The following is a 24,109-nucleotide window of genomic DNA, read 5'->3' as shown; positions in this document are numbered from 1 at the left end:
CTCTGCTTTGTACAAAGGGTTCCCATCTGGCTTGATTGAGACTTTGACTACTGAGTAGGGCTGTCACCATCCAACTGAGGACGGTTAAATGTCTTTTATCCACAAATCGGCTTCCTTGTTCTAGATAGGAATAAACTTGGGAGAAGATTCTGTTCTCGGTTTTCATCTTGTAGGGATTCTTGCTTTTTCCCTATCTACCCAGATATTTTTCTTTTTGGCAACCCTTGTCTTGTCAGGTTTTGACCCACTTGTGTCCGTCAGTCAGGGTGATGGCTATATATTTGGACATAAAGCTATAGAAAACTCGATTGTTGAAGAGGTATATTCAACAGCCTTGAAAAGACCTAGAAAAGACTTATCTCTGGCTAAAAAAATAGGATTGTTAGATTAATTGGCTCTTTTGTACTTTTATATCTATCACTAAATTTCTAATTATTGTGTTAATTTTAAATAATTTTTTTTAAACAATCTTTGTTTTCATTGATTTTTCTTAATTAAGCATCGTTTCTATTCAGACGCTTAATTAATTGGAATTAAAAAAATTGTAGGGTTAATTCATGAATTAACCCTACACATCGTTTCCATTCATACGCTTCACGAATTGGAAGCAAGTGGGTGCGCTAGTCGCATTCCAGCTAGGAGGTATTTGTTTCCATTCATACGCTTCACGAATTGGAAGCAAGGTATGTTGCGGCTAACAGCGACGATGTAGCTTTATGTTTCCATTCATACGCTTCACGAATTGGAAGCAAGCTGGCGAAAATCACTACGGTGGCTAGCCAGGATACCACGTTTCCATTCATACGCTTCACGAATTGGAAGCAAGTTCTCCGCAATTCTTCTGGAGAAGGAGTTTAAAACCGTTTCCATTCATACGCTTCACGAATTGGAAGCAAGTTCATGTGTGGGGTAGTGCAAAAGTATCTAACTTCTCGTTTCCATTCATACGCTTCACGAATTGGAAGCAAGAACCCCAATTTTTATAATGGGGTTTGTTCTCTTATTGGGGTTTCCATTCATACGCTTCACGAATTGGAAGCAAGAGCAAGGAAAATTGACCCTTCCTAAACAGAATAAAGTCAAGTTTCCATTCATACGCTTCACGAATTGGAAGCAAGTTTATTCGTTCGGTATCGTGAGCGGACTAGTGGTCGCGTTTCCATTCATACGCTTCACGAATTGGAAGCAAGACTAGCTTTGCAAAGCTAGGCTGTACAAGGATTGTACAACGATTTTTCGTGGGATATTGAAAAGCATAGACATTATTAATAATAATTGTCAATAGTCACCTCGGTCATCAGGCTCAAAGCCTTACTGGACAAGGCATCGACGCACCTCAACGAAAACTCTAGATTTTCAGCCATTGTGTCTAACCCGCGAAAAATGTTGATAACCGATAACTGATAACTAATAACTGATCACTGTTCCTATGGACTAATACCCGCAGATTTAAGGGCTTTGTCCATTAAAATTACATGGGTACTGCTTTCCTGTCCCTCATTGTCAGGACGACATCGCTTTTTGATGATGAGGAATAGCGATCACTTTTGGAAGAAGCAACTTTTTTGGAGATTTTGATGAGGAGGAGTGCGATCGCTTTTAGAAGGAGCAATTTTTTGGAATGGAAGTAATTAAACTAAAACTAATCAGAATAAATATCTCGACGATGACCAACTTGATGAATCGTAATAAAGTCATCATCAAAAGAATATATCACCCTGTAATCGCCAATTCTAAGTTTAAACAAACCGCTTAAATTAGAACTTAAACTTTGATGTCTAATATCATCAAAATTTTCATTTATCCAACGAACTTTTTTAAAGACACGCTCCCGAACAACTGCCGTAAGCGACTCTAAACCTTCAAAAGCTTTATCGGTAAATTCTATATGGCGACGCATTACCAATCTAATCCTAATCTTTGAGCTACTTCTTCCGCAGAAATTCCCCGTTCTCCATTTCGAGTTCGCTGTAAAGAGTCAGCTAGAGATTGAGAGACTTCGGTTTTAAGTTGTTTATCAACATCAGGATCATTTAGTAGAGATTGAACTGTTTCCGTAACAGTTTCTTGAATCAAAAACTTAAAATCTTCAACACTTAGGTCTTTAACTTGCATTCTTGTAATTAGAACTCACTATTCTGACTATAGCATCGTTTAAGAATAGCGATCACGTTTTGTGGGGATACAATTGGAGGATGCGATCGCTTTTTGATGATGAGGAATAGCGATCACTTTTGGAGAGTCAACTTTTTTGGAGATTTTGATGAGGAGGAGAGGCGATCGTTTTCTTATCAAAGTCCTATAGAAATGAGATAGGATCAGGAAATTCCTGTAAAGTGTCAAGAATTTATGAAATCCATTAAAATCATTGTGGAAAAACATTCTGATGGCTATATCGCCTATCCATTGGGAATTCAAGGCGTAGTAGTCGGTGAGGGTGATACCCATGAAGATGCTCTTATTGATGTGCAATCGGCGATCGCTTTTCATGTTGAAACCTTTGGGGAATCAGTTCTCGAAGCTGACTCATCTTTATTAGAAGCCTTTGTTGTAGAAGCAATAGTCTAATGGCAAAATTTCCGGCTGATGCCCCTAAAGCCAAAGTGATTAAAGTTCTTGAAAAATTTGGTTTTTCAATTGTTAGATAAAAAGAGCATATTTCTATGATTAGAAAAAATCCAGATGGAACAACAACACTTTTAACGCTACCCAATCACAAGCAAATTAAAAGCTCTACACTAAGGATTATTTGCACTCAAGCGGGTATCTCACGAGATGATTTTATTGCTTCCTATGAAAAGATTTAAAGCAAAATCCTTTAAATGTGATTATTTGGTCTTTTGAAAGTGCGATCGCTGCTTAGGGTTTGCTGAAAAAGTACGGGCGAAGCATTCGGATAGAAAATCTACGGTTTCACCGATAGGTTACTGCCCGAATGCTTCGCCCCTACAGGACGCGGGCCGATGAAGACGCAAGGTTTTGAAGCACGATTCTCTCAAAATCTTGCACCTGTTTCACGAGAAAAGCCACAAAACCCTGACCTTGCCTACATTTCACATTTATTCAGCAAACTCTACTTATGAGGAGTTTGTAGCCAGTGGAGAACTCGATCGAGATCGATCGAGTCGAGTTGTGGATCAGGAAATTGGCTATTATAAACGATGCCTAAAAAATCATCTCCTCCCGCATAAATTATTCTGCCGAGTTCAGTCTGGTTAAAGTTCCTCTGAAATTGTTGTCCCCACTGACGCATAATCTCGCTGAAATCTCGGATTTTTCTTAACCGATGAGATGGGATTGATCCCTGGCATTCTGTTTCCATTCAGGCACTTAACTAATTGGAATTAAAAAAATTGTAGGGTCAATTCATGAATTAACCCTACACATCTTTTCCATTCATACGCTTCACGAATTGGAAGCAAGGTTAACCCTAGGTCCCTTAAAACAATGTTGAAAAAGTTTCCATTCATACGCTTCACGAATTGGAAGCAAGGCATCGATCCGATTGTATGGTGGATGACGGATGAAACGTTTCCATTCATACGCTTCACGAATTGGAAGCAAGTTGGTGGATTTTGTCTCCCACAGGAGAACAATTTGGGTTTCCATTCATACGCTTCACGAATTGGAAGCAAGTTGGGGGAAACAAGTGCTCTTATCCCCAAGGATAGAGTGTTTCCATTCATACGCTTCACGAATTGGAAGCAAGTTTGAGGGTTTCCTCAGAGGCCTCTACCGAAAAAGAGTTTCCATTCATACGCTTCACGAATTGGAAGCAAGCAGGCCGAGGTACCCGTTGTTGTTACAGAGGTAGAGACTGTTTCTATTCATACGCTTCACGAATTGGAAGCAAGGCGGTGCTTGCTAATGATGGTAGCATGGATGCTTGCCGTTTCCATTCATACGCTTCACGAATTGGAAGCAAGTCCCCCCACCACTAGTTCCTTTCCATGGCAAGGAGGGTTTCCATTCATACGCTTCACGAATTGGAAGCAAGTAACCCAGAAGTGCTTGCCATTGCGGAAGATATTAGGGTTTCCATTCATACGCTTCACGAATTGGAAGCAAGACTAGCTTTGCAAAACTAGGCTGTACAAGGATTGTACAACGATTTTTCGTGGGATATTGAAAAGCATAGACATTATTAATAATAATTGTCAATAGTCACCTCGGTCATCAGGCTCAAAGCCTTACTGGACAAGGCATCGACGCACCTCAACGAAAACTCTAGATTTTCAGCCATTGTGTCTAACCCGCGAAAAATGTTGATAACCGATAACTAATAACTAATAACTGATCACTGTTCCTATGGACTAATACCCGCAGATTTAAGGGCTTTGTCCATTAAAATTACATGGGTACTGCTTTCCTGTCCCTCATTGTCAGCACGACGCTGAATATAACTGCCATCGGATTGTAATTCCCATGCTTGTCGGTTATCTGACAACATGATGCCGAGAATTTCTTCCAGTTCCTTGGCGATCGCTGGTTCATCGATGGGTGTCACTGCTTCCACGCGACGACTCAGGTTCCGCGTCATCCAATCGGCGCTACCAATATAAACCTCGTCCTGACCACCATTGTAAAAGTAAAAAATGCGGGAATGTTCCAAAAAGCGGCCGATAATGCTAATTACTCGGATATTTTCGCTTATTTCTGGCAATCCGGGCCGTAAACAACAGATGCCGCGAATAATTAAGTCAATCTGCACACCGGCACGAGAAGCAGCGTATAAGGCTTCTATAATCGGTTTATCCACAAGAGAGTTCATTTTCGCCACAATGCGACCCGTACCGCCATTTTTACAGTTTTTGGCCTCGCGATCGATCATTGCTAACATCCGTTTTCGCAAACTCACCGGAGCAATTAAAAGTTTGCGGTAGGATTGCTGACGGGAGTATCCAGTCAGAAAGTTAAATAAATCGGTGATATCTGCTCCTAAATCCTCACGACAGCTAAATAAACCCAAATCAGTGTATAATTTGGCAGTTTTTGGGTTATAATTGCCCGTGCCAATATGGAAATAACGACGGATTTTATCCCCTTCTTTTCTGACCACGAGAACCACTTTTGTGTGGGTTTTGAGACCAACTAAGCCATAAACAACGTGAACTCCGGCTTGTTCGAGCTTTTTCGCCCAACTAATGTTATTTTCCTCATCAAAGCGAGCTTTTAGTTCCACTAACGCTGCTACCTGTTTCCCATTTTCCGCGGCTGCAATCAGGGAATTGACAATCGGGGAATCTCCAGAAGTACGATACAAAGTCATTTTAATCGCTAAAACATGGGCATCATAGGCCGCCTGGGCGATAAACTGTTGTACCGAGGCACTAAAGGAATGGTAAGGGTGATGAACGAGAATATCGTTATTGCGAATTAAAGTAAAAATATCTTCGCCATCCTGTTCTAGGATACCGTCTTCGTTACCGTCAACTATTTCTCGCAATCTCTGTAAAACCGGTGGGGTGACGGGACTCCAAGGGGGATCCTTCAGTTCGGGACAGGGTAAGGACAGAAAATAAAATAAATCTTTGTGTCCCAGCAGTCCATCCACATCGTAAACATCGATCTCCTCAAGTCCCAGATCGCGCATGATCCGGTCTTTAATATTGCTAGGGGTAGAACTGTGAATTTCCAGACGTACTGCCGATTTACCGATGCGGCGCTTGCGTACTTCTTCCTCGATCGCTAATAATAAATCATCGGCCTCATCTTCTTCGACGGAGATATCGGCGTTGCGTGTCACCCGAAAAGGATAACATTCTTGAATGATCATGCCGGGGAAAAGTGCCTCTAAATTGTGCATTACCACCTGTTCAAGGGGTACTCCCGTCCAAATCGAAGCTTTTCCGTCTTGGTGGCGTAATTCTTTGGATAATGCCAGAAAACGGGGGAAAACCTGCGGCACTTTCACCCTGGCAAATAGTTCTTTATCGGTGTCGGGATCGCGAACGACTACGGCTAAATTGAGACTAAGATTAGAAATATAGGGAAAAGGATGACTAGGATCCACCGCTAGAGGAGTTAAAACGGGGAAAATATTTTGTTCAAAGTAATCATGGAGATAATTGCGCTGTTCTTGATGTAAATCTACATAGTTAATCAGATGAATTCCCTGTTCCACTAAGAGGTTTTTTAGGGTGTGTTCAAAAAGACGATCCTGCTGTTGTACAAGGGGACGCAGACGTTTACTGATCTCGATTAGCTGTTCCGAGGCAGTCCGGCCATCGGTACTTAAAACGGCTACATTTGCCTCTACCTGTTGTTTAAGCACTGCCACCCGTACCATAAAAAATTCGTCGAGATTGGCACAAAAAATGGCGGTAAATTTTAATCTTTCCAGTAGGGGAGTCCGAGGATCAAGTGCCTCATAAAGCACGCGACGATTAAATTCTAACCAGCTTAATTCTCGGTTAAAGTAATATTGCGAATCTTTAAGATCGATTTCAGAAGTTACGGTAGAAGCTTTAGCCATAGAGTCTAATACCTAAATAATAGATTAAACAGTTAGTAAGAAGCCACTCAAGTCTAAATTTGACTATTTTTGGCGTTTTTTAGGCTACATTGCCCCAGATTAACCAAAGTTACCCCGATTATCTTGGATGCTAGTCCTACTGATTTTAGCCTGACTGGAGGAAAAATTAATTTATTAAAAGGTTAAGAAATCAGTCCCGACCGATCAAGGTTAAATTAATCTTTCAGTGCAATTAGATTTGTTAAATATCTAGACTTCCCCGTTGACAAAAGGCCATAACCTGTGCTGTGACAGGGATTAAGAGAATTTGTGCCGCTCGTTACTGGCTATAAATTAAGGAAACCCCTAATAAATATAACGCTTTCTGTTGCAGAGAAGTCGGTCGAGTTATCTTAGCAAAACGATAACTTCCCTCTCTAATTCTACATTTTACTATATTCAAGTAAATCGTCCCCAAGTCCTCCAATAGAGTCCGAGTAATATCTCGTTCCCAAGTAGAACCGGGGAACGCTCTCTTTAGGTTCTACCTGAATACTAATGCTATTTTAAGGCAGAGCTTTAGATATTGTGTTCCAAGAAGTTAATTTTGTCCTATTACTTATCAAATGATCTATCAAAACTAAGCTAAAGTAAAAGCAATCTAGTGGCAGAAAAACTTTTCCAAGAGATTCCCTCTGACAAAAGAAAAATCGACCCTTGTGACAAGGTCAAAGAATTTATTGGACATCAAGAGTTGAGTGAGAAACTAGGAGTAGATTTTTATTTTGCTACTCCTGATCATTCTTGGGAGAGGGGATTAAACGAGCCGACTAATGGACTAAGCTCAGACGGATCTAAATCCCTTATTCTTGGATTAGCCGAATCTCCCCCACCCCCTGGAAGTGGGAAAGTTGGGGGGAGTCTTGCCTCTTGCATAAGTACCTCATCTCAACAGGCAATTTAAATTACGAAAAACTTAACAATCGTCCTCGAAAATATCTTGACTATCCTAGCCCGAATGAGGTATGCTCTGATAGCTCAGACAGTGATGCAATTCAGACTTGAATTGGCGTATTATAGATGTCAAATTGGCTACGCCTAAAAGTCCTTATTGAAGAAGCTTTCACAAGATGTACGCAGAACCGAGGATTTTAGGCATGAGGACGGAACACAAAAATCCAAAATTAAATTGTCAGAAATTAGCAGAAGTCTTTTTATCAAATCCTTTGATTGAAGATTGCTATTTTATGGTACGAGAGGATGAATTAGTCGCCTATATCGTTTCCTCTGGAGCTTGGAATTCTGAACAATTGTCCTCCGATTTACAGTCTCAGTTACTGGAAAATCTTCTACCTAATATCTATGTGCAAATTTCCAGTTTACCCTTAACCGATAGCGGTGATGTCGATGAAACTGCATTAAAGAATATTGAAATTATCGATGATCATCAAGTTCAGGAAACAGAAGAAAAACTGCGATCTTTGTCAGATATCGATCAAGTTGCTGTCGTCATGACTTCTAAAAAGAACAAAATTTTACCCCTACATCTATCGGAATTATTGCCCTTAAAACTAGAGAAAAGAAATGATCATCAAAAATCTGAAACCCCGATTCATCTGGGGATTCACACTTCTAACACTCAAGGGGGAATCAGTCACGGACAGCTTTTAGAAGAATCTGAACTTCAACCGAAAACCTTGGCAGAGATACTCCAAAAAGCTGCTGAAAATTATTCAAATAAAGGGATTATTTATATTCAATCTAATGGATCAGAAGTTTTTCAGTCTTATCAACAATTATGGGAAGACGCTCAACAAATACAAGCTGGATTACAAAAGCAGGGTTTACACGCTCAAGATAAAGTAATTCTTCAGCTATCGGAAAACTATGATATCATTTCTGCATTTTGGGGGTGTCTTTTAGGGGGATTTATTCCTGTTATTATTTCAGTACCACCCAGCTATAAAGATTTTAATAATGAAATTCATAAAATTTCTCAAGTTTGGCAGTTGTTAGATGAACCTATTATTATCACAAATCAATCCCGTCAGCAAGAGATAAAACATTTAGAACAATGGCTGCCTAATCAAACCTTAAGCTTGAGTTTCATTGAAGAATTAAAAACTTATTCTCCCCATCAGACTCATATTAGTCAACCGGATGATATCGCGTTCTTTAATCTCACATCAGGCAGTACAGGAATACCGAAATGTATCTCATTAACCCATAAAAATGTCATCTCTCGTGCGCGAGGAACAAACATCATTTGTGAACATCAAAACGACGATATTATTCTTAATTGGCTTCCTTTTGATCATATTGGAAGTATTTCCGACTGGAATATTCGCTGTGTCGAGTTAGGATGCCAAATGGTTTATGTTCAAACTGAATATATATTAGGTCGTCCTTTGAATTGGTTAGATTTAATTGATCAATATCGAATTAGCCATAGTTGGGCTCCTAATTTTGCCTATAATTTGATCAATGAAGCTTTAAAAAAAGAACCCGATCAAAATTGGAATTTAGATTGTGTCAAATTCTTTTTGGCGGCGGGTGAAGCCGTTTCTGGTCAAGCCGTTGGAGAATTTATTAACACCCTTCATCTTCAATATAATCTGAAAAAAACGGCGATGCGTCCTGCTTTTGGGATGGCAGAAATGGGTTCAGGGATTACCTATTATCAGCCGACGGATCAACAGCCATTACTCTTTCATACGGTTGATAAATCCTCCTTGAATTCTTCCTTAAAACGAGTCCATCCTGAACATCCCAATGGTGCAACCTTTACGGATTTAGGATTACCCATTCCGGGGATATCAATTAGAATTGTTAATGCTGATAATTCCCTATTACCAGAAGAAACCATTGGTCATTTACAAGTTAAAGGAGATGCAGTGTCACCAGGGTATTATAAAAACCCAGAAGCGAATCAAGACGCTTTCTTAAAAGATGGCTGGTTTAAGACAGGAGATTTAGCATTTATTAGTAACGGTCATTTAGTTATTACTGGAAGAAGTAAAGAAACCATTATTATTAATGGAGTCAATTATTATAGCCATGAAATTGAAACTGTGGTTGAAACCATTGAAGAAGTAGAAGTGTCCTACACCGCCGCTTGTGCTGTTTATGATTCTAGTAATAGTACCGATCAATTAGCTTTATTTTTTAGTGCAGAAACCTTTGACCACCAGCATCTAGCGGAACTTCTGAAAAAGATTAGACGAAAAGTAATTAACAGTTTTGGGGTTAATCCTGAATATTTAATCCCCTTAAATAAAACTGAAATTCCTAAAACTTCCATTGGTAAAATTCAGCGATCACAATTAACAAAACGGTTCGGCAATGGAGAATTTAATTCTATTTTAAAAGAAATAGATCTTTTGTTAGAAAATGCTCAAACCCTTCCTGATTGGTTTTACCAGAAAGTTTGGAAACCTCGATCTCCAGTTAACTTAAAACCCGAACTTTCCAAGTATTGTAGTTTAATTTTTCTCGATTCCTTGGGTTTAGGAGCATCTTTAGCAGAAAAAATCCAAGGCCAAAACTTACCCTGTATCACGGTTTTAGCAGCGGAAGAATTTTCTCAAATCAGTCAAAATTGCTATACCCTCAGACCCGGGACAGCCAATCATTATCAACAGTTAATGGCATCTTTATCCGAGCGAAAAATTATCCTTGGCAATATTATTCATCTGGGGACTTATCAAGACTATCAGGGAGAAATTTCAACAATTGAACAGTTAGAAAAAGCACAAGAGCGAGGAATTTATGATTTATTATTCCTAGTTCAAGGCTTAGCTAAAATTCATGATCTGAATTTAAAAATTGAATTCCTATTTGTTTCCAGTTATAGTCAATTTGTCATAGAAACCGATGAAATTGCCTATGAAAAATCTCCAGTTTTAGGACTGATCAAAACCCTAGCTCAAGAACTTCCTTGGTTAAATACTCGTCATCTGGATTTACCCCTGGATCAAACCGAAATTAATGTCAGTTATCTGCTGCAAGAACTATCCGTTTTATCCAAGGAAAGAGAAATTGCCTATCGCAACGGGAAACGTTTAATCGCAGGTTTGGAAAAAGTCAATTTACTTCAACACCCCCAACAGGAATTACCCTTTAAATCAGGGGGAATTTATCTGATTACCGGAGGACTAGGAGGGATTGGCATACAAATCGCTCAGTATTTGCTCAAAAATTATCAAGCTCGTTTACTGTTAATTGGAAAAACACCTTTACCAGAAAAACACCTTTGGAGTGAGTACCTCAAAACCGAAGATCAATTGTCCTTAAAAATCAAAAATCTCCAAGCTTTAGAAAATCTTGGGGGAGAAGTAATTTATCAAGCGGTAGATGTGGCTAATTTCCCTCAAGTTAAACAGACTGTAGAACAGGTGAAAAAACAATGGCAAGGAGAACTTAATGGGGTGATTCATCTGGCTGGAATTTACAAAGATTGTTTACTTCTGGACGAAAATCAAGAGGGTTTATCGACAATTCTTCGTCCTAAAGTAATAGGAACTTGGGTTTTACATCAACTTCTCAAAGAATCTCAGGGAATTTTTATTAGTTTTTCTTCCTTGGCTAGTTTTTTTGGAGGAGCGGCTTTGGGTTCCTATGCGGCGGCTAATGGTTTCCTTGAGTCTTTGAACAGCTATCAAAAATCTAAGAATTTGTTCCCCAGTTATTGTTATAGTTGGACAACTTGGCAAGAAACTGGGATTAGCCAGGGTTATCAGATGCAATACATAACCCGATCTCAAGGGTATTATGATATGACGGTGCGGCAAGGTTTAGACTCATTTCTAACGAGTTTATATCACAACCAAAGACAATTAATGATCGGTTTAGATGGGAGTAATGGCAAGATTAATCGTTTCACATCTAGGTCTGAAGGATGCCAAAAGTTAACGGCTTATTACACTCGTAAATCTACAGTTCAATCGGTCAATCTACCTAATCATGTTAGTCTAAAAGATCGATTGGGAACGTCCTATCAATGTCCCCTGGTTCTGCGACAATATCTCCCTATCAAGGATAATGGAGATATTGATAAGCGGCAATTACTCAAGGAACTGCAAGGTAAAGAAAATAACGAATTGGTAGCACCCAGAACGGAAGCTGAACGTCAAGTTGCTAAGATTTGGCAAAAGGTGTTAAATTTATCTCAAATTGGAATTCATGACAATTTCTTTGAACTAGGAGGACATTCTTTACTGGCGAGTCAAGTTATTTCTCGTTTACGCGATGTTTTCTCGGTAGAATTGTCGTTGCACAGTTTATTAGAATACCCAACCGTTGCCAGTTTAACTCAAACGATTGAGGTGCTTAATGTAGCCAAAAATAGTCACAGTCTATCCAAAAGTGGTAAAGTTATGACAACAGCCTCAGAAAATTATGAAGAAGGAGAATTATGAAAATAGCTTAACTAAAATTTAAGCTTTTCAGAGCCATTTTGGAAAAAATGTAAAAAATTGTATCCATCACTAAAATTTATCATCCAGAATGTGCTATAAGTAGCCAAACAGTCTTTTTGTGGAGTATGTAAGCGGTTGCTCCCATAGCAACTGACTTTAAAAATAACCACCTACTCCCTACCATTGATAACCTTTATTTGTGCAATAGTGTTTAGTCTTTGAGGGTATTTAAATTTATGAGAACCGTTGATTATATCTCTAACAGTAGCTCAAGTTAGGGCTACTGAAATTAGCCAAACATCACCCCCATTCCAAAAATACCAGAACATCAATCAAGGAAAAGGATACTATTAATGAAAGTCGCAGAATTTTTATCTTACTTAAATAGTTTAGACATCAAGCTTTGGCTTGAGGAAGAAAAGTTAAAATATCAAGCTCCCCAGGGAGCGATGACACCAGAAATTAAGCAAGAAATCGGGACAAGAAAACCAGAAATTCTCACTTTTTTAAGAAGCGCAACAACACCATCTAAACCCCTTGAATCGGTCATTAATACCGTTGCCAGAACTGAAGATTTACCCCTATCTTTTGCTCAACAGAGAATGTGGTTTCTCTATCAGATGGATCAGCAAAATTCGGCTTATAATGAAGCTCTAACCATCCGTTTAACGGGACGCTTAAACATTGATATTTTAGAGCAAACGATTAATGCTATTATTCAACGCCATGAGAGCTTACGCACAAGCTTTCCAATGGTTGAAGGAAAACCTATTCAAAAAATTGCTCCATCTCTGAAGATTAAATTATTAGTTGTTAATTTAAAAGATATCCCCCAAGAGCAAATTGACAAACAGATTATTGAAGAACTACAAAAACCCTTTGATTTAACTCAAGCTCCCCTATTACGATGTACTTTGTTTGATCTGGGGTATGAAAATTATATTTTAGTTAACGTTTTCCATCATATTATTATCGATGGTTGGTCAAAGGGCATTTTATTTAAAGAATTATCTGAATTTTATCAAGCATTTTTATGCAATTCAACCGTAGATTTACCCGAATTACCTATACAATATGCGGATTTTGCGGTATGGCAAAGACAATGGTTACAAGGTGAAATCTTAGAAAATCAGTTAAATTATTGGAAAAAACAATTAACGGGCGCTCCTCCTTTATTAGAACTTCCAACCGATAAACCCCGTCCAGCTACTGCCAATTTTCGAGGTCATAGTATCTCGTTTCAAATTGACTCAGAACTCACAGAAAAACTGAAACTTTTGAGCCAAAAGTCGGGGGGAACCTTATTTATGACCTTACTGGCTGCTTTAAACACTTTACTCTTCCGTTATAGTGGCCAAGATGATATTTTAATCGGGACACCCACCGCCAACCGAAACCGACAAGAAATTGAACCTTTGATTGGTTTTTTTGTCAATACTTTAGTGCTGCGGAATTCCCTAGAAGGAAATCCGACTTTTTCGGGATTATTACAGCAAGCTCGCCATGTTGTTTTAGAAGCTTATGCCAATCAAGATGTCCCCTTTGAGCAAGTGGTTGATGGGTTAGAAATCGAACGAAGTTTAAGTTATAATCCCTTATTTCAGGTAATGTTTGCGCTGCAAAATGCCCCCCTCAATGCTTTAGAATTACCCAATTTAAAAGCTCAATATCTAGCTGTTGAAAACCAGAGAATTAAATTTGATCTCAGCTTAGTTTTAGAAGAAATCGAAACCGAAAAAGGAGCTTATTTAGAAGGTTTTTGGGAATATGATAGCGACCTATTTACCCCTGAAAGAATTACCCGCATGGTGGGTCATTTCCAAACTTTATTAAAGGGGATTGTAGCCAATCCTCAGCAAACCATCGGGGAATTACCGTTACTGACTGAATCGGAAAAACAGCAATTATTAGTAGAATGGAATCAAACTCAAACGTCTTATCCTGATCATTACTGTATTCATCAGTTATTTGAAGAACAGGTTGTTAAAACACCTGATGCTATAGCGGTCATCGATAGAGAAAAATCCCTCACCTATGAACAGTTAAATCAAAAAGCCAATCAGATTGCCCGTTATTTACAAAAATTAGGGGTTAAACCAGATCAATTAATTGGGATTTGTGTCGAGCGATTACCCTTAATGATTATTGGATTTTTAGGAATCTTAAAAGCTGGAGGAGCTTATGTACCACTGGACACAAGCTATCCCGAAGAACGACTTGAATCTATCATAAATGATGCTGAAATCAAAATTTTATTAACGCAACAGCACCTCATCAAAAAACTACCAACAACAGTCAATCAATTGATTTGTTTAGAACAAGATGAAGACCCAATTAAACAACAAAGTAAACAGAATCCTCTCAGTCATGTTAACGCTGAGAATTTAGCCTACGTCATCTATACTTCAGGTTCTACAGGTAAACCTAAAGGAGTTGCTATTCCCCATCGAGGAGTGACTCGTTTAGTCTGTAATACTAACTATATATATTTAAAACCAACTGATAGAATGGCTCAGGTTTCTAATCCTTCTTTTGATGCCGCTACTTTTGAAATTTGGGGGGCGCTGATACATGGCGCACAGTTAATAGGAGTAGATAAAGATATAGTTCTTTCTCCTGAAAAATTTGTTCATTTTCTCCAAAAATATCAAATTACTATTTTATTCTTAACGACAGCGTTATTTAATCAGTTAGTTCAGACTATTCCCCATGCTTTTCAAAGCTTAAGATATTTACTTTTTGGTGGCGAAGCAGTTGATCCTCAATGGGTCAAAGAATCCCTTAATAAAGGAACCGCTCAAAATTTACTTCATGTTTATGGGCCAACAGAAAGCACAACTTTTACCTCTTGGTATTTAATTAAAAATATTCCTTCAGAAGCTACAACTATTCCAATTGGTCGTCCTTTAGCTAATACAGAAATTTATATTCTTGATCCCTATTTGCAACCTGTTCCTATTGGTGTTAAAGGCGAATTGCATATTGGTGGTGATGGTTTAGCCCGTTGTTATCTCAATCGTCCTGACTTAACTGAACAAAAATTTATTCCCAATCCTTTTAGTCAAGATTCGTCAGCACGTCTGTATAAAACAGGTGATATAGTACGCTATTTAGCCGATGGGAATATTGAATTTATTGGACGGATTGATCATCAGGTAAAAATCAGAGGTTTTAGAATTGAATTAGGCGAGATAGAAGCCGTTTTATTTCAGCATCCTCATGTCAAAGATGGAATTGTTATCGCCAGAGAAGATCTACTTGGAATCAAGCGTTTGTATGCTTATGTTGTTCCGAAAGATAAACAACTCACTCAGCCAGAATTACGAATTTTTCTCCAAGAAAAGCTTCCCAATTATATGATTCCTGCTTTCTTGATTTTCTTAGATGCTTTTACTCTTAATCAGAATGGAAAAATTGATCGCAGTGTTTTACCTAGACCAGAAATTGATGTTGATGAATTAGAAAATTATCTTCTTCCTAGTAACGAGAAAGAAACAATTTTAGCCCAAATTTGGCAGGAAGTTTTAGGGCAAAATCAAATTAGTATTAATGAGAATTTCTTTGAATTAGGAGGCGATTCAATTATCGCCATTCAAATTGTCGCTAAAGCTAATCAAGCGGGATTACAAATTACTCCTAAACAATTATTTAGTCATCAAACTATCGCTCAATTAGCCACCGTAGCTCAGACAACTGCTATCACTGAAATTGACCAGGGATTAGTTACAGGTGAAGTCCCATTAACACCGATTCAAAAATGGTTTTTTGAACAAAACTGGCCCGAACGTCATCACTTTAATCAATCTATCTTGTTAGAAGTTCCCAATAATCTACAACCAGATTTATTAAAACAAACTATTTCTAAAATACTCTATCACCATGACGCGCTGCGGTTAAGGTTTGTTCAAAAAGGAGAACAATGGCAACAAAATCACAGCGATGATTGCAATAATTTTGCTTTTGAAAAGGTGGATTTATCCCATCTATCTTACCATGAACAATTGACCAAGATGGCAGAAATTTCTGAGGTTCAACAACGGGTACTGAATTTAGAGGAAGGCCCCTTAATAGCGGTGGGTTTCTTCGCTTTGGGTGAGAGGGGAAAAATGTTAATTATCATTCATCATTTAGCAGTAGATGGAATTTCTTGGCGGATTATCCTCGAAGATTTCGTTACGATTTACCACCAATTAGAAACCCAAAAGCCTCTGCAACTTCCTCCTAAAACCAGTTCTTTTAAAACTTGGGCTGAGGAACTGCAAAACTATGCTAAAACCCCAGAATTTCACGCTCAATTCAAGTATTGGCTAAACCGTGATTTTCCCTCAATTTCTCCTCTTCCTTTGGACTGTCAAGGTGAAGCTCAGTCCAACATTGTTGCCCATGCAAAAACGGTCTCTTTCACCTTAACCGAAGAACAAACCCGCTTACTCTTACAGGAGGTTCCGCAAGCTTATAACACCCAAATTAATGATATTCTATTGACCGCTTTAGTCCAAGCTTTTGGCCGTTGGACAGGAAATTATAAGCTTTTGCTTGACATGGAAGGTCATGGAAGAGAGAATGTAATTGAATCCGTGAATTTATCTCGAACTGTGGGTTGGTTTACCAGTATTTTCCCCGTCTTTTTGACCTTAGAAAATCTTCACCATCCGGGGGAGTGTCTCAAGTCCATTAAAGAGCAATTACGACAAATTCCGAATCGAGGATTTGATTATGGAATTGGATATTATCTCAACTCAGATTTAACAATTCAATCCCCGTTAAAAAACTATCCAAAAGCTCAAGTCAGCTTTAATTATTTAGGTCAATTTACCAGCCATCAAATCGGCGAGATAGGCTGGAAATTATCTCAAGAGTCCAGTGGTTCCATTCATAGTCCTTTGGGACAACGTTCCCATTTAATTGCGATTCATGGAATTGTGGTTGATGGGCAACTTGATATAGAATGGCAATATAGTGAGAATTTTCATCATCAAACAACGATCAAAAATTTAGCTGCTGCTTATCGAGATTCTTTAGAAAGCCTGATTAACCATTGTTTATCAGCAGAAGGAGGCTATACTCCATCGGATTTTCCCGATGCGGATCTTAATCAGGTAGAACTAGATGAACTGCTTTCAGAACTCGATTTTTAAACTCAATTTAATGTTTAACCCTCCTGCTTGATAACAACTATGCCATCACCTAATCTTCCCAGTGAAATTGAAAATCGTAAAAGCGAACATCTGCGAGTTTGTATCGAAGAAGATGTAGAATTTCAACAACTTACAAGCGGTTTAGAAAAATATCGTTTTACCCATTGTTGTCTTCCTGAACTTGACCGTAGCGATATTGAACTGGGGACAACCTTTTTGGGGAAATCTTTAAAAGCTCCAATTCTCATCTCTTCCATGACCGGAGGAACAGAATTAGCTCATTTAGTCAATACTCGATTGGCAACGGTCGCTCAACGTTATGGTTTAGCGATGGGGGTGGGTTCTCAACGCATTGCACTCGAACAACCGGAATTAGCGCCGACCTTTGCAGTCCGTTCTCTGGCGCCAGATATTCTCCTGTTAGCGAATTTAGGGGCTGTACAGTTAAATTACGGCTGCGGTTTAGAAGACTGTTTAAAATTGGTGGAATTATTAGAAGCTGATGCCTTAATTCTGCATCTCAATCCTTTACAAGAATGGGTGCAATCGCGAGGCGATTCTAATTTTAAAGGGTTACTCGCTAAAATTCAGCAAATTTGCGCTCAATTGCCCGTTCCCGTCATCGCCAAAGAAGTCGGAAATGGCGTCTCTGCGGTGATGGCCAAACAATTAATTGAAGCCGGAGTCGCCGCGATTGATGTGGCGGGGGCCGGAGGCACGTCCTGGGCCAAAGTCGAAAGCCAAAGAGCCAAAGACAACAGACAAAGGCATCTCGGACAAGTTTTTGCCGATTGGGGTTTGCCTACGGCTGAATGTATTACTGCCATTCGGTCTATGAATTCAACCATTCCTTTAATTGCTTCTGGTGGCTTAAAAAATGGCTTAGATATTGCCAAATCTATCGCTCTAGGAGCCGATTTAGGAGGGTTAGCTCGACCGTTTCTGGTAGGAGCGATTGAATCAGAAGCCGCCGTTGATGAGTTAGTAAAATTTTTAATTGCTGAACTTGAAATTGTTTTATTTTGTACCGGAAATCCTAATTTATCCGCCCTTAAACATTCAGGAGCCTTAAAACCATGTTAAAGTTTTCAATGGAATTGTATTATCCCCAGCTTGATGTCAAAACTTTAAGCGTTGGCACTTTGGGTCCCAAAGAAACCAGCAGCGAACAAACCTTAAATTATCTAATTTCTCAATGGAAATTACAACAGATTTCGGTTAATGGTCATTTATTTGATAGCTTTACAGATTTAAAAGAATCTTTACTCGACAATCAGATAGATTTGGCGTTAGTACCCCATGCCTATGAAAGAATTAATGATTTCTACATGGAACCGAGTTTTAAACTAGGTTTTATCTTCACCTATCCCACACCCGTTTACGGATTAGCCAAGCGAAAAAATGAAGAAATTGTCGTAGAAAATTGTACCCTGGTTACTCATCCCGCTCCTCTTCCTTTACTTCCCTATTTATTACCTAGCGACCTGAATCAAAACAAGATTAAAATCAAATTTGTGAATTCTACCAGTGTTGCCGCTATTCAAGTTAAACAGGGGTTGGCAGATTTAGCCATTACCAATGAAAATGCCCTCCGAGAACATGATTTAGAATTTATTTCACAATATGGTAAAATTGAGATGAGTTGGTCTTTATTTCACAAAAAGAAAAACACCATGATTCAAGGTATTTATTTACCTGTGCATACCTAAAAAAGCTTCCTATCCGCTCAAAATAGTTGCCTTCATCACATAAAAATAATTGAAGTTTAACCTCTCAATTTCATTTTGAACCTGTACCCTAAAATCATGTCTGAATTTTTCCCAATTCCCGATCCTCTTAAACTCAATCCTCATGTAGAATTAGAGGTTTTTCAATGCCAAGATACCATTTTTCAATTATACGTTATAGCTCCTAATGCTAAACTTGAATCCCACCAACATCCTGAAAGTCAAATTGGCATGGTATTCTCAGCAGAACTAGAACTGTATATTAAAGATTTGATTAAACCCTTAAGACCTTTGCAAGATGTTTATATAGCTGATGGCAATATTCCTCATGGTGCTTTTAATCCTTTATCAGAACCGATGATTGGATTTGATCTTAAACGGATTACCTCTGCTTTACCGTCAGAAGATGTTTTATTAACACTATCCAACAACCAAGATAAAATCACTCATTTACCTTGTCAATCTGTTAAAGGTTCTTGGTTTGAAATTGTCATGATGAAAATCCCTTCTGGTTATTCCATTCCCCCACATCAAGGTGAGCAAGAAGAAATCGGATTTATTTTGAATGGAAAATTAGAAATCTCCATAGAAAATGAAGGACAGTTTTTAGAATATGGTCAAATTTATTATGCTCCTTCAAAAGTTTTAAAAAAGGGATATAATTCATCGAAACAAGATATTAATTTGATTAAAATTTTAATTTAGTTCGTTTTAAAATTTTTAGTTTAACCTCAAAATGCTAGGACAAAGTTTATGGATTTAGGATTAAAAGATAAAGTGGCTTTGATTACGGGAAGTAGTACGGGAATTGGGTTTACCATTGCTGAAAAATTAGCAGAAGAAGGCTGTCACTTAATTATTTGTGGTCGCAATTCCCAACGCTTAGAACAAGCTTATCAATCTCTGGCTCAAGCTTATCCTGCCCAACAAATTCTGCGTTTAGTGGCTGATGTCCATCAAGCTCAAGATTCTGAACAATTAATACAGGACTCTTTAAATCAATACGGCAAAATTGACATTTTAGTCAATAATTCTGAAGGAGCTAACTTTGCTGAAAATTTAATTGAAAACCTTTCCGATGAAGATTGGTTAAACGTTTTTCAAGGAAAATTAATGGGTTATATTCGCTTAACCAATTTAGTATTACCAATTATGAAAAAACAACATTGGGGAAGAATTGTTAATATCATTGGCACATCGGGAAAAGAGCCATCCCCTCGTTTAGTTAAATCTGGTGTTGTCAATGCAGCTTTAATGAATTTTACCAAATCAGTAGCTAGACAAACCGCCCCCTATAATGTTTTAATTAATAGTGTTAACCCCGGCGTTATTGACACCCCTAGACATCGAGAATATTTAGAAATTTATGCCAAAAAGGAGGGAACGACCCCAGATTTAATCCGAGAAAGAATTCTTAAAACAATTCCCATGAATCGAATTGGTACGACTGAAGAATTTGCTAATCTCGTTGTATTTTTAGCTTCAGAATGTGCGAGTTATATAACGGGAATTACTATTCCCCTCGATGGGGGTTTATCCTCGTCAGCATTTTAAACTTATCCATCAAGTAAAAATCAACAACCACAAGGGTCATGAATAGCCAATCTAAATCTAAAATGTTAGACAAATTTGTTCCCTATTATCCGACTAAAGATACTCGTAACTTTCCCATTTTTTCGGTATTATTAATAATGTTAACATTTGGAGGCTGCAACGCAAATTTAAACAGGAGCTTCAACAACCTTCGTTGATCCTAGTTTATCAAATGGGTAAAGTTGGTTCTGCTAATCCTTATCTTGCTATTAAAAAAACTTCTGCAGGAAAAGCGGTGTATCATGTTCATAATTTAAACCCAGAAATTGTTGCCAAAATTTGGGATAAAATTAATCCTACTAGCGAGGGGGTGGAAGGAACCACAGAGACACAGAGGACACAAAGATTGATCGATCATATTGTAAGTTAAACTTATCACACAGAACCTAGAAGAGCCTTAAAGGTAATTCGTTCTAAATTTGATTCAAGAAACTCACGCACATTTTTATTTAATCTATTGGTAAAAATAATGGTAACACCTCAACAATCTAAGGTTAGTAAAAAAGATATTGAATCCATTTATCCCCTTTCTCCCATGCAGCAGGGGATGCTATTTCATTCTTTATATAATCCAGAATTAAAGACGTATTTATCACAAATTCAAATCACCTTGCAAGGCAATTTAGATATTAATGCGTTCCAACAAGCTTGGCAAAAAGTAGTAGATAGACATAGTGTTTTACGGACTTGTTTTGCTTGGAAAAAAACCAAACAGCCTCTGCAAGTGGTTAGAAAAAATGTCACTTTGCCTTGGTTTAATCAAGATTGGCGATCGCATTCTCCCGCCGAACAAGAAACTAAATTTCAGGAATTGTTAACCTCTGATAAAGAGCAATATTTTGAATTAGATAAAGTCCCCTTAATTCGATGTCATTTAATTCAAGTCGAAGATCAAAAATATGAATTTATCCATACTGGACATCATATTTTATTAGATGGTTGGTCAACAGCAATTCTGTTGAAAGAAGTTTTCGAGTTTTACGCTGGACTCATCAACTATCGACCCGTCAATTTACCGACACCTCGCCCTTACCAAGACTATATTAATTGGGTACAACAGCAAGAGCAAACTCAGTCCGAACGCTTTTGGCAACAAAATCTTCAAGGTTTTACCTCTCCAACTCCATTAGTCATTGATAAACCGTTAAATCCTCTTGTTACTCAAAGTAAAAATTATCTTGATCAAAAATCAAAACTTTCTCCAGAAATTACCAGTCGTCTGAAATTACTCGCCCAAGAATATCGCCTTACTCTTTCTACCCTAATTCAAGGAGCTTGGGCTTTATTATTGCATCATTATAGTAGTGAATCTGATATTGTATTTGGGGCAACCGTTTCGGGACGACCGCCCAATTTTACTGGGATTGAATCGATGGTGGGGATGTTTTTAAATACCTTACCCGTTCGCATCCAAATTGAGTCTCAACTTGAATTATTAACTTGGTTTCAACAATTACAACAAGAGCATTTAGAACGAGAGCAATATAGTTATAGTTCTCTAATTGATATTCAAAAATGGAGTGAAATTCCCTCCCCTCATTCAGTTTTTGAAAGTTTTGTTGTCTTTGAAAATTTACCCTTTAGCGAAAATGATAGTGAGAATTTAGGCGGTTTACAAGTCGGTGAAATGCAAGATTATGGCAATGCTGATTACCCCTTAACGGTTATTGTCACCCCTGGAGAAGCCTTAAGTATTAAAATTATTTATCCTCAAGAACGATTTGAAAATGACACCATTGAACCGATGTTAGGTCATTTTAAAACCTTATTAGAAGGAATCGCCATTAATCCCCATAGTCGGATTCAAGACTTAACTTTATTAACGGAAGCTGAAGGTCAATTATTATTAATTGAATGGAATCAAACTGCACCCCAAAAGCCTCTAAAACACTGCGTTCATCAATTATTTGAGCAACAAACTCTCAAAAATCCTTCAGCCATTGCCGTTGTTTTTCAAGAGCAACAATTAACCTACCAAGAACTGAATGAATCTGCTAATCAATTGGCTCATTATTTACAAAAAATTGGGGTGAGTTCTCAATCTTTAGTGGGGATGTGTTTAGAAAGGTCTGTTAATATGGTAATTGCCGTTTTAGCGGTGTTAAAAGTAGGCGGCGTTTGTGTTCCCCTATATCCAACCTATCCTCAAGAAAGACTTTCTTACATCCTGCAAGATACCCAACTGAAAACCCTCTTAACCCAAAAAGATTGTCAGTTACTCTTAAACAGTGAAACCATTTCTCAACGGATTTTATTGGATAAACAAGGGTCAGAAATTGCCTTAGGACCCAAGACTAATCTTGACAACCCCGTGAGTTTAAAGGATTTGGCCTATATTATTTACAGTTCAGGCTCTACGGGTGTACCTAAAGGGATTATGATCCTGCATCAATCCTTAACGAATATTATTGAGCATCATCAAGTAAAAATGTCATCCGAAAGGAATTTCTTACAATTTGCTCCCTTTAATTTCGATGTCAGCTATCACGAAATCTTTGCCGCGTTGTGTTTAGGGGGAAGCTTATTTATTATTCCAGAAGATTCTCGCTTAGACCTTGCTAAATTAAGTCAATTGTTGGCAAATAACCCCATTCATAAAGCGATTTTGCCCGTTACTTTGTTACAACAATTAATTGAAACCTATAGTGAGGAAACCTACTTATTTGCTAACTTGCGTGAAATTATTTCAGCTGGAGAGCAATTACAAATTACTCCAACGATGATTTCTGTATTCAAAAAACTCGAACATTGTACCCTTTACAATTATTATGGACCCACAGAAGCGGATATCGTTACCAGTTATACCTTTGACCCTAATCCTGACCTTTGGCCGAAGTATATTCCCATTGGTAAACCTGCAATTAATGTGCAAGTTTATATTTTAAATTCCCATCTTCAACCCGTACCTATCGGAGTGACTGGGGAGCTATATGTTGCGGGTGGCGGTTTAGCGCGGGGTTATTTCAACAATCCCCAATTAACCCAAGAAAAATTTATTGCTAATCCCTTTAGCGATAATTCATTGTTGTATAAAACTGGAGATTTAGCTCGTTATTTACCCAATGGAGACATTGAATATTTAGGAAGAATTGATGATGTGGTGAAAGTTAGAGGTTATAGAATTGAATTAGGGGAAGTAGAAACTATTTTAAATCAACATCCTCAAATTGCCCAAGCCATTGCTACAGTTCAGGGAGAAACCGCCAGAGAAAAATATTTAGCCGCTTATTTTATTCCCCGTCCAGGTGAAACCGTAAACCAAGTTGAATTACGTCATTTCCTTGAAAACTGGCTACCCGATTATATGATTCCCTCTGCTTTTGTGGTGATGGAATCTTTTCAACTCAGTCCTAACGGTAAAGTTGATCGAAAAGTCTTACCAATACCCGATAAAAACCCCTTATCGTTAACTCAAAATTATGTCGCTCCTCGAACTGCAATTGAAGAAGTTTTAGCAGGAATTTGGGCAGAAATTTTAGAAGTCGAACGAGTTGGGATTGAAGACGATTTCTTTCTGTTAGGTGGGCATTCTTTAAAAGCGATTCAACTGATTAGTAAAATCCGTCAAACCTTAGAAATTGAAATTTCTGTGCGTCAACTTTTTAATCACTCAACCATCGGCCAATTAACTCAAGTCATGATTGAATTAGTGGGGAATGAAGGGTTACTAAATGAAATTGCCGTAACAGTTCAAGAAATTTCTAAACTTTCACCAGAAGAAGTTCAAGCTTTACTATCTCAAAGCTGAACCTAAATGACTTAAACTTTCTATAATGGACA

At 38.1% G+C, this 24,109-nt stretch carries 14 protein-coding genes, 1 pseudogene and 2 CRISPR repeat arrays; of the genes and pseudogenes, 11 read left to right on the top strand and 4 right to left on the bottom strand.

All coding sequences use genetic code 11. The annotated features are described in order from the left end of the window. Window positions 1–136: 136 nt before the first annotated feature. Complete coding sequence (locus IQ224_RS03560) at window positions 137–391, top strand: hypothetical protein (RefSeq protein ID WP_071591772.1); 255 nt, start codon at window positions 137–139, stop codon at window positions 389–391. A gap of 112 nt (window positions 392–503) precedes the next feature. Further along, window positions 504–1,190: a CRISPR direct-repeat array (repeat unit 35 nt; unit sequence GTTTCCATTCATACGCTTCACGAATTGGAAGCAAG). A 452-nt stretch (window positions 1,191–1,642) separates the two neighbouring features. On the opposite strand, the gene IQ224_RS03555 is transcribed toward IQ224_RS03560, so the two are convergent. Further along, window positions 1,643–1,900: a type II toxin-antitoxin system RelE/ParE family toxin gene (locus IQ224_RS03555; RefSeq protein ID WP_002741151.1), complete on the bottom strand. Its 258-nt coding sequence runs from the start codon at window positions 1,898–1,900 to the stop codon at window positions 1,643–1,645. Next, window positions 1,900–2,115, bottom strand: a complete 216-nt coding sequence (locus tag IQ224_RS03550; protein WP_002741152.1) for a hypothetical protein — start codon at window positions 2,113–2,115, stop codon at window positions 1,900–1,902. Before IQ224_RS03550 ends, IQ224_RS03555 begins: the two co-directional genes overlap by 1 nt. A 234-nt stretch (window positions 2,116–2,349) precedes the next feature. On the opposite strand from IQ224_RS03550, the gene IQ224_RS03545 reads away from it, so the two are divergent. Continuing rightward, on the top strand, window positions 2,350–2,568 hold the full coding sequence (locus tag IQ224_RS03545; RefSeq protein WP_002741155.1) for a type II toxin-antitoxin system HicB family antitoxin: 219 nt from the start codon (window positions 2,350–2,352) through the stop codon (window positions 2,566–2,568). Window positions 2,569–3,073: 505 nt separating this feature from the next. On the opposite strand, the gene IQ224_RS03540 is transcribed toward IQ224_RS03545, so the two are convergent. After that, complete coding sequence (locus IQ224_RS03540) at window positions 3,074–3,253, bottom strand: hypothetical protein (RefSeq protein ID WP_002741157.1); 180 nt, start codon at window positions 3,251–3,253, stop codon at window positions 3,074–3,076. A gap of 61 nt (window positions 3,254–3,314) precedes the next feature. Then, a CRISPR array of direct repeats spans window positions 3,315–4,069; the repeat unit is 35 nt; unit sequence GTTTCCATTCATACGCTTCACGAATTGGAAGCAAG. Window positions 4,070–4,306: 237 nt separating this feature from the next. Beyond that, window positions 4,307–6,475 (bottom strand): polyphosphate kinase 1, encoded by a 2,169-nt coding sequence (ppk1, locus tag IQ224_RS03535; protein WP_002741163.1) that lies wholly within the window; start codon window positions 6,473–6,475, stop codon window positions 4,307–4,309. Window positions 6,476–7,103: 628 nt separating this feature from the next. Between ppk1 and IQ224_RS03530 the strand changes: the two are divergent. The 9 genes and pseudogenes from IQ224_RS03530 to IQ224_RS03490 all read left to right on the top strand — a co-directional run. Next, window positions 7,104–7,295, top strand: a pseudogene (locus IQ224_RS03530) (IS30 family transposase); the annotation flags it as partial. A 316-nt stretch (window positions 7,296–7,611) separates the two neighbouring features. Further along, the gene (locus tag IQ224_RS03525) at window positions 7,612–11,871 is read left to right on the top strand and encodes an SDR family NAD(P)-dependent oxidoreductase (RefSeq protein WP_194032563.1); all 4,260 of its coding nucleotides are present in this window, start codon (window positions 7,612–7,614) and stop codon (window positions 11,869–11,871) included. Window positions 11,872–12,224: 353 nt separating this feature from the next. Further along, on the top strand, window positions 12,225–17,009 hold the full coding sequence (locus tag IQ224_RS03520; protein WP_194032562.1) for a non-ribosomal peptide synthetase: 4,785 nt from the start codon (window positions 12,225–12,227) through the stop codon (window positions 17,007–17,009). A 39-nt stretch (window positions 17,010–17,048) separates the two neighbouring features. Beyond that, window positions 17,049–18,092 carry a type 2 isopentenyl-diphosphate Delta-isomerase gene (fni, locus tag IQ224_RS03515; RefSeq protein ID WP_193958765.1) on the top strand — a complete coding sequence of 348 codons (1,044 nt, stop codon included), beginning with the start codon at window positions 17,049–17,051 and terminating at the stop codon, window positions 18,090–18,092. Continuing rightward, window positions 18,086–18,718, top strand: a complete 633-nt coding sequence (locus IQ224_RS03510; RefSeq protein ID WP_194032561.1) for a LysR family transcriptional regulator — start codon at window positions 18,086–18,088, stop codon at window positions 18,716–18,718. Before fni ends, IQ224_RS03510 begins: the two co-directional genes overlap by 7 nt. Window positions 18,719–18,814: 96 nt before the next feature. After that, window positions 18,815–19,441 (top strand): cupin domain-containing protein, encoded by a 627-nt coding sequence (locus IQ224_RS03505; RefSeq protein ID WP_002794053.1) that lies wholly within the window; start codon window positions 18,815–18,817, stop codon window positions 19,439–19,441. 48 nt (window positions 19,442–19,489) lie between these two features. After that, window positions 19,490–20,290: an SDR family oxidoreductase gene (locus IQ224_RS03500; RefSeq protein WP_194032560.1), complete on the top strand. Its 801-nt coding sequence runs from the start codon at window positions 19,490–19,492 to the stop codon at window positions 20,288–20,290. A gap of 193 nt (window positions 20,291–20,483) precedes the next feature. After that, window positions 20,484–20,699 (top strand): hypothetical protein, encoded by a 216-nt coding sequence (locus tag IQ224_RS03495; RefSeq protein WP_228036076.1) that lies wholly within the window; start codon window positions 20,484–20,486, stop codon window positions 20,697–20,699. A gap of 99 nt (window positions 20,700–20,798) precedes the next feature. Further along, window positions 20,799–24,077, top strand: coding sequence for a non-ribosomal peptide synthetase (locus IQ224_RS03490; RefSeq protein WP_194032558.1), 3,279 nt, complete (start codon window positions 20,799–20,801; stop codon window positions 24,075–24,077). Window positions 24,078–24,109 lie beyond the last annotated feature (32 nt).

Source organism: Microcystis sp. LEGE 00066 (assembly GCF_015207925.1).
Taxonomy (GTDB): domain Bacteria; phylum Cyanobacteriota; class Cyanobacteriia; order Cyanobacteriales; family Microcystaceae; genus Microcystis; species Microcystis ichthyoblabe_A.
The sequence above is the reverse complement of the archived record's forward strand: the minus strand, read 5'-3'. Positions and strand labels throughout refer to the sequence as shown.

Excerpts from the sequence above, each read along its gene's own strand:
- IQ224_RS03500 (WP_194032560.1), top strand. The coding sequence starts at position 19,490 with ATGGATTTAGGATTAAAAGATAAAGTGGCTTTGATTACGGGAAGTAGT.
- IQ224_RS03540 (WP_002741157.1), bottom strand. The coding sequence starts at position 3,253 with ATGCGTCAGTGGGGACAACAATTTCAGAGGAACTTTAACCAGACTGAA.
- ppk1 (WP_002741163.1), bottom strand. The coding sequence starts at position 6,475 with ATGGCTAAAGCTTCTACCGTAACTTCTGAAATCGATCTTAAAGATTCG.
- IQ224_RS03490 (WP_194032558.1), top strand. The coding sequence starts at position 20,799 with ATGGTAACACCTCAACAATCTAAGGTTAGTAAAAAAGATATTGAATCC.
- IQ224_RS03550 (WP_002741152.1), bottom strand. The coding sequence starts at position 2,115 with ATGCAAGTTAAAGACCTAAGTGTTGAAGATTTTAAGTTTTTGATTCAA.
- IQ224_RS03505 (WP_002794053.1), top strand. The coding sequence starts at position 18,815 with ATGTCTGAATTTTTCCCAATTCCCGATCCTCTTAAACTCAATCCTCAT.
- IQ224_RS03545 (WP_002741155.1), top strand. The coding sequence starts at position 2,350 with ATGAAATCCATTAAAATCATTGTGGAAAAACATTCTGATGGCTATATC.
- IQ224_RS03555 (WP_002741151.1), bottom strand. The coding sequence starts at position 1,900 with ATGCGTCGCCATATAGAATTTACCGATAAAGCTTTTGAAGGTTTAGAG.
- IQ224_RS03525 (WP_194032563.1), top strand. The coding sequence starts at position 7,612 with ATGAGGACGGAACACAAAAATCCAAAATTAAATTGTCAGAAATTAGCA.
- IQ224_RS03520 (WP_194032562.1), top strand. The coding sequence starts at position 12,225 with ATGAAAGTCGCAGAATTTTTATCTTACTTAAATAGTTTAGACATCAAG.
- IQ224_RS03510 (WP_194032561.1), top strand. The coding sequence starts at position 18,086 with ATGTTAAAGTTTTCAATGGAATTGTATTATCCCCAGCTTGATGTCAAA.
- fni (WP_193958765.1), top strand. The coding sequence starts at position 17,049 with ATGCCATCACCTAATCTTCCCAGTGAAATTGAAAATCGTAAAAGCGAA.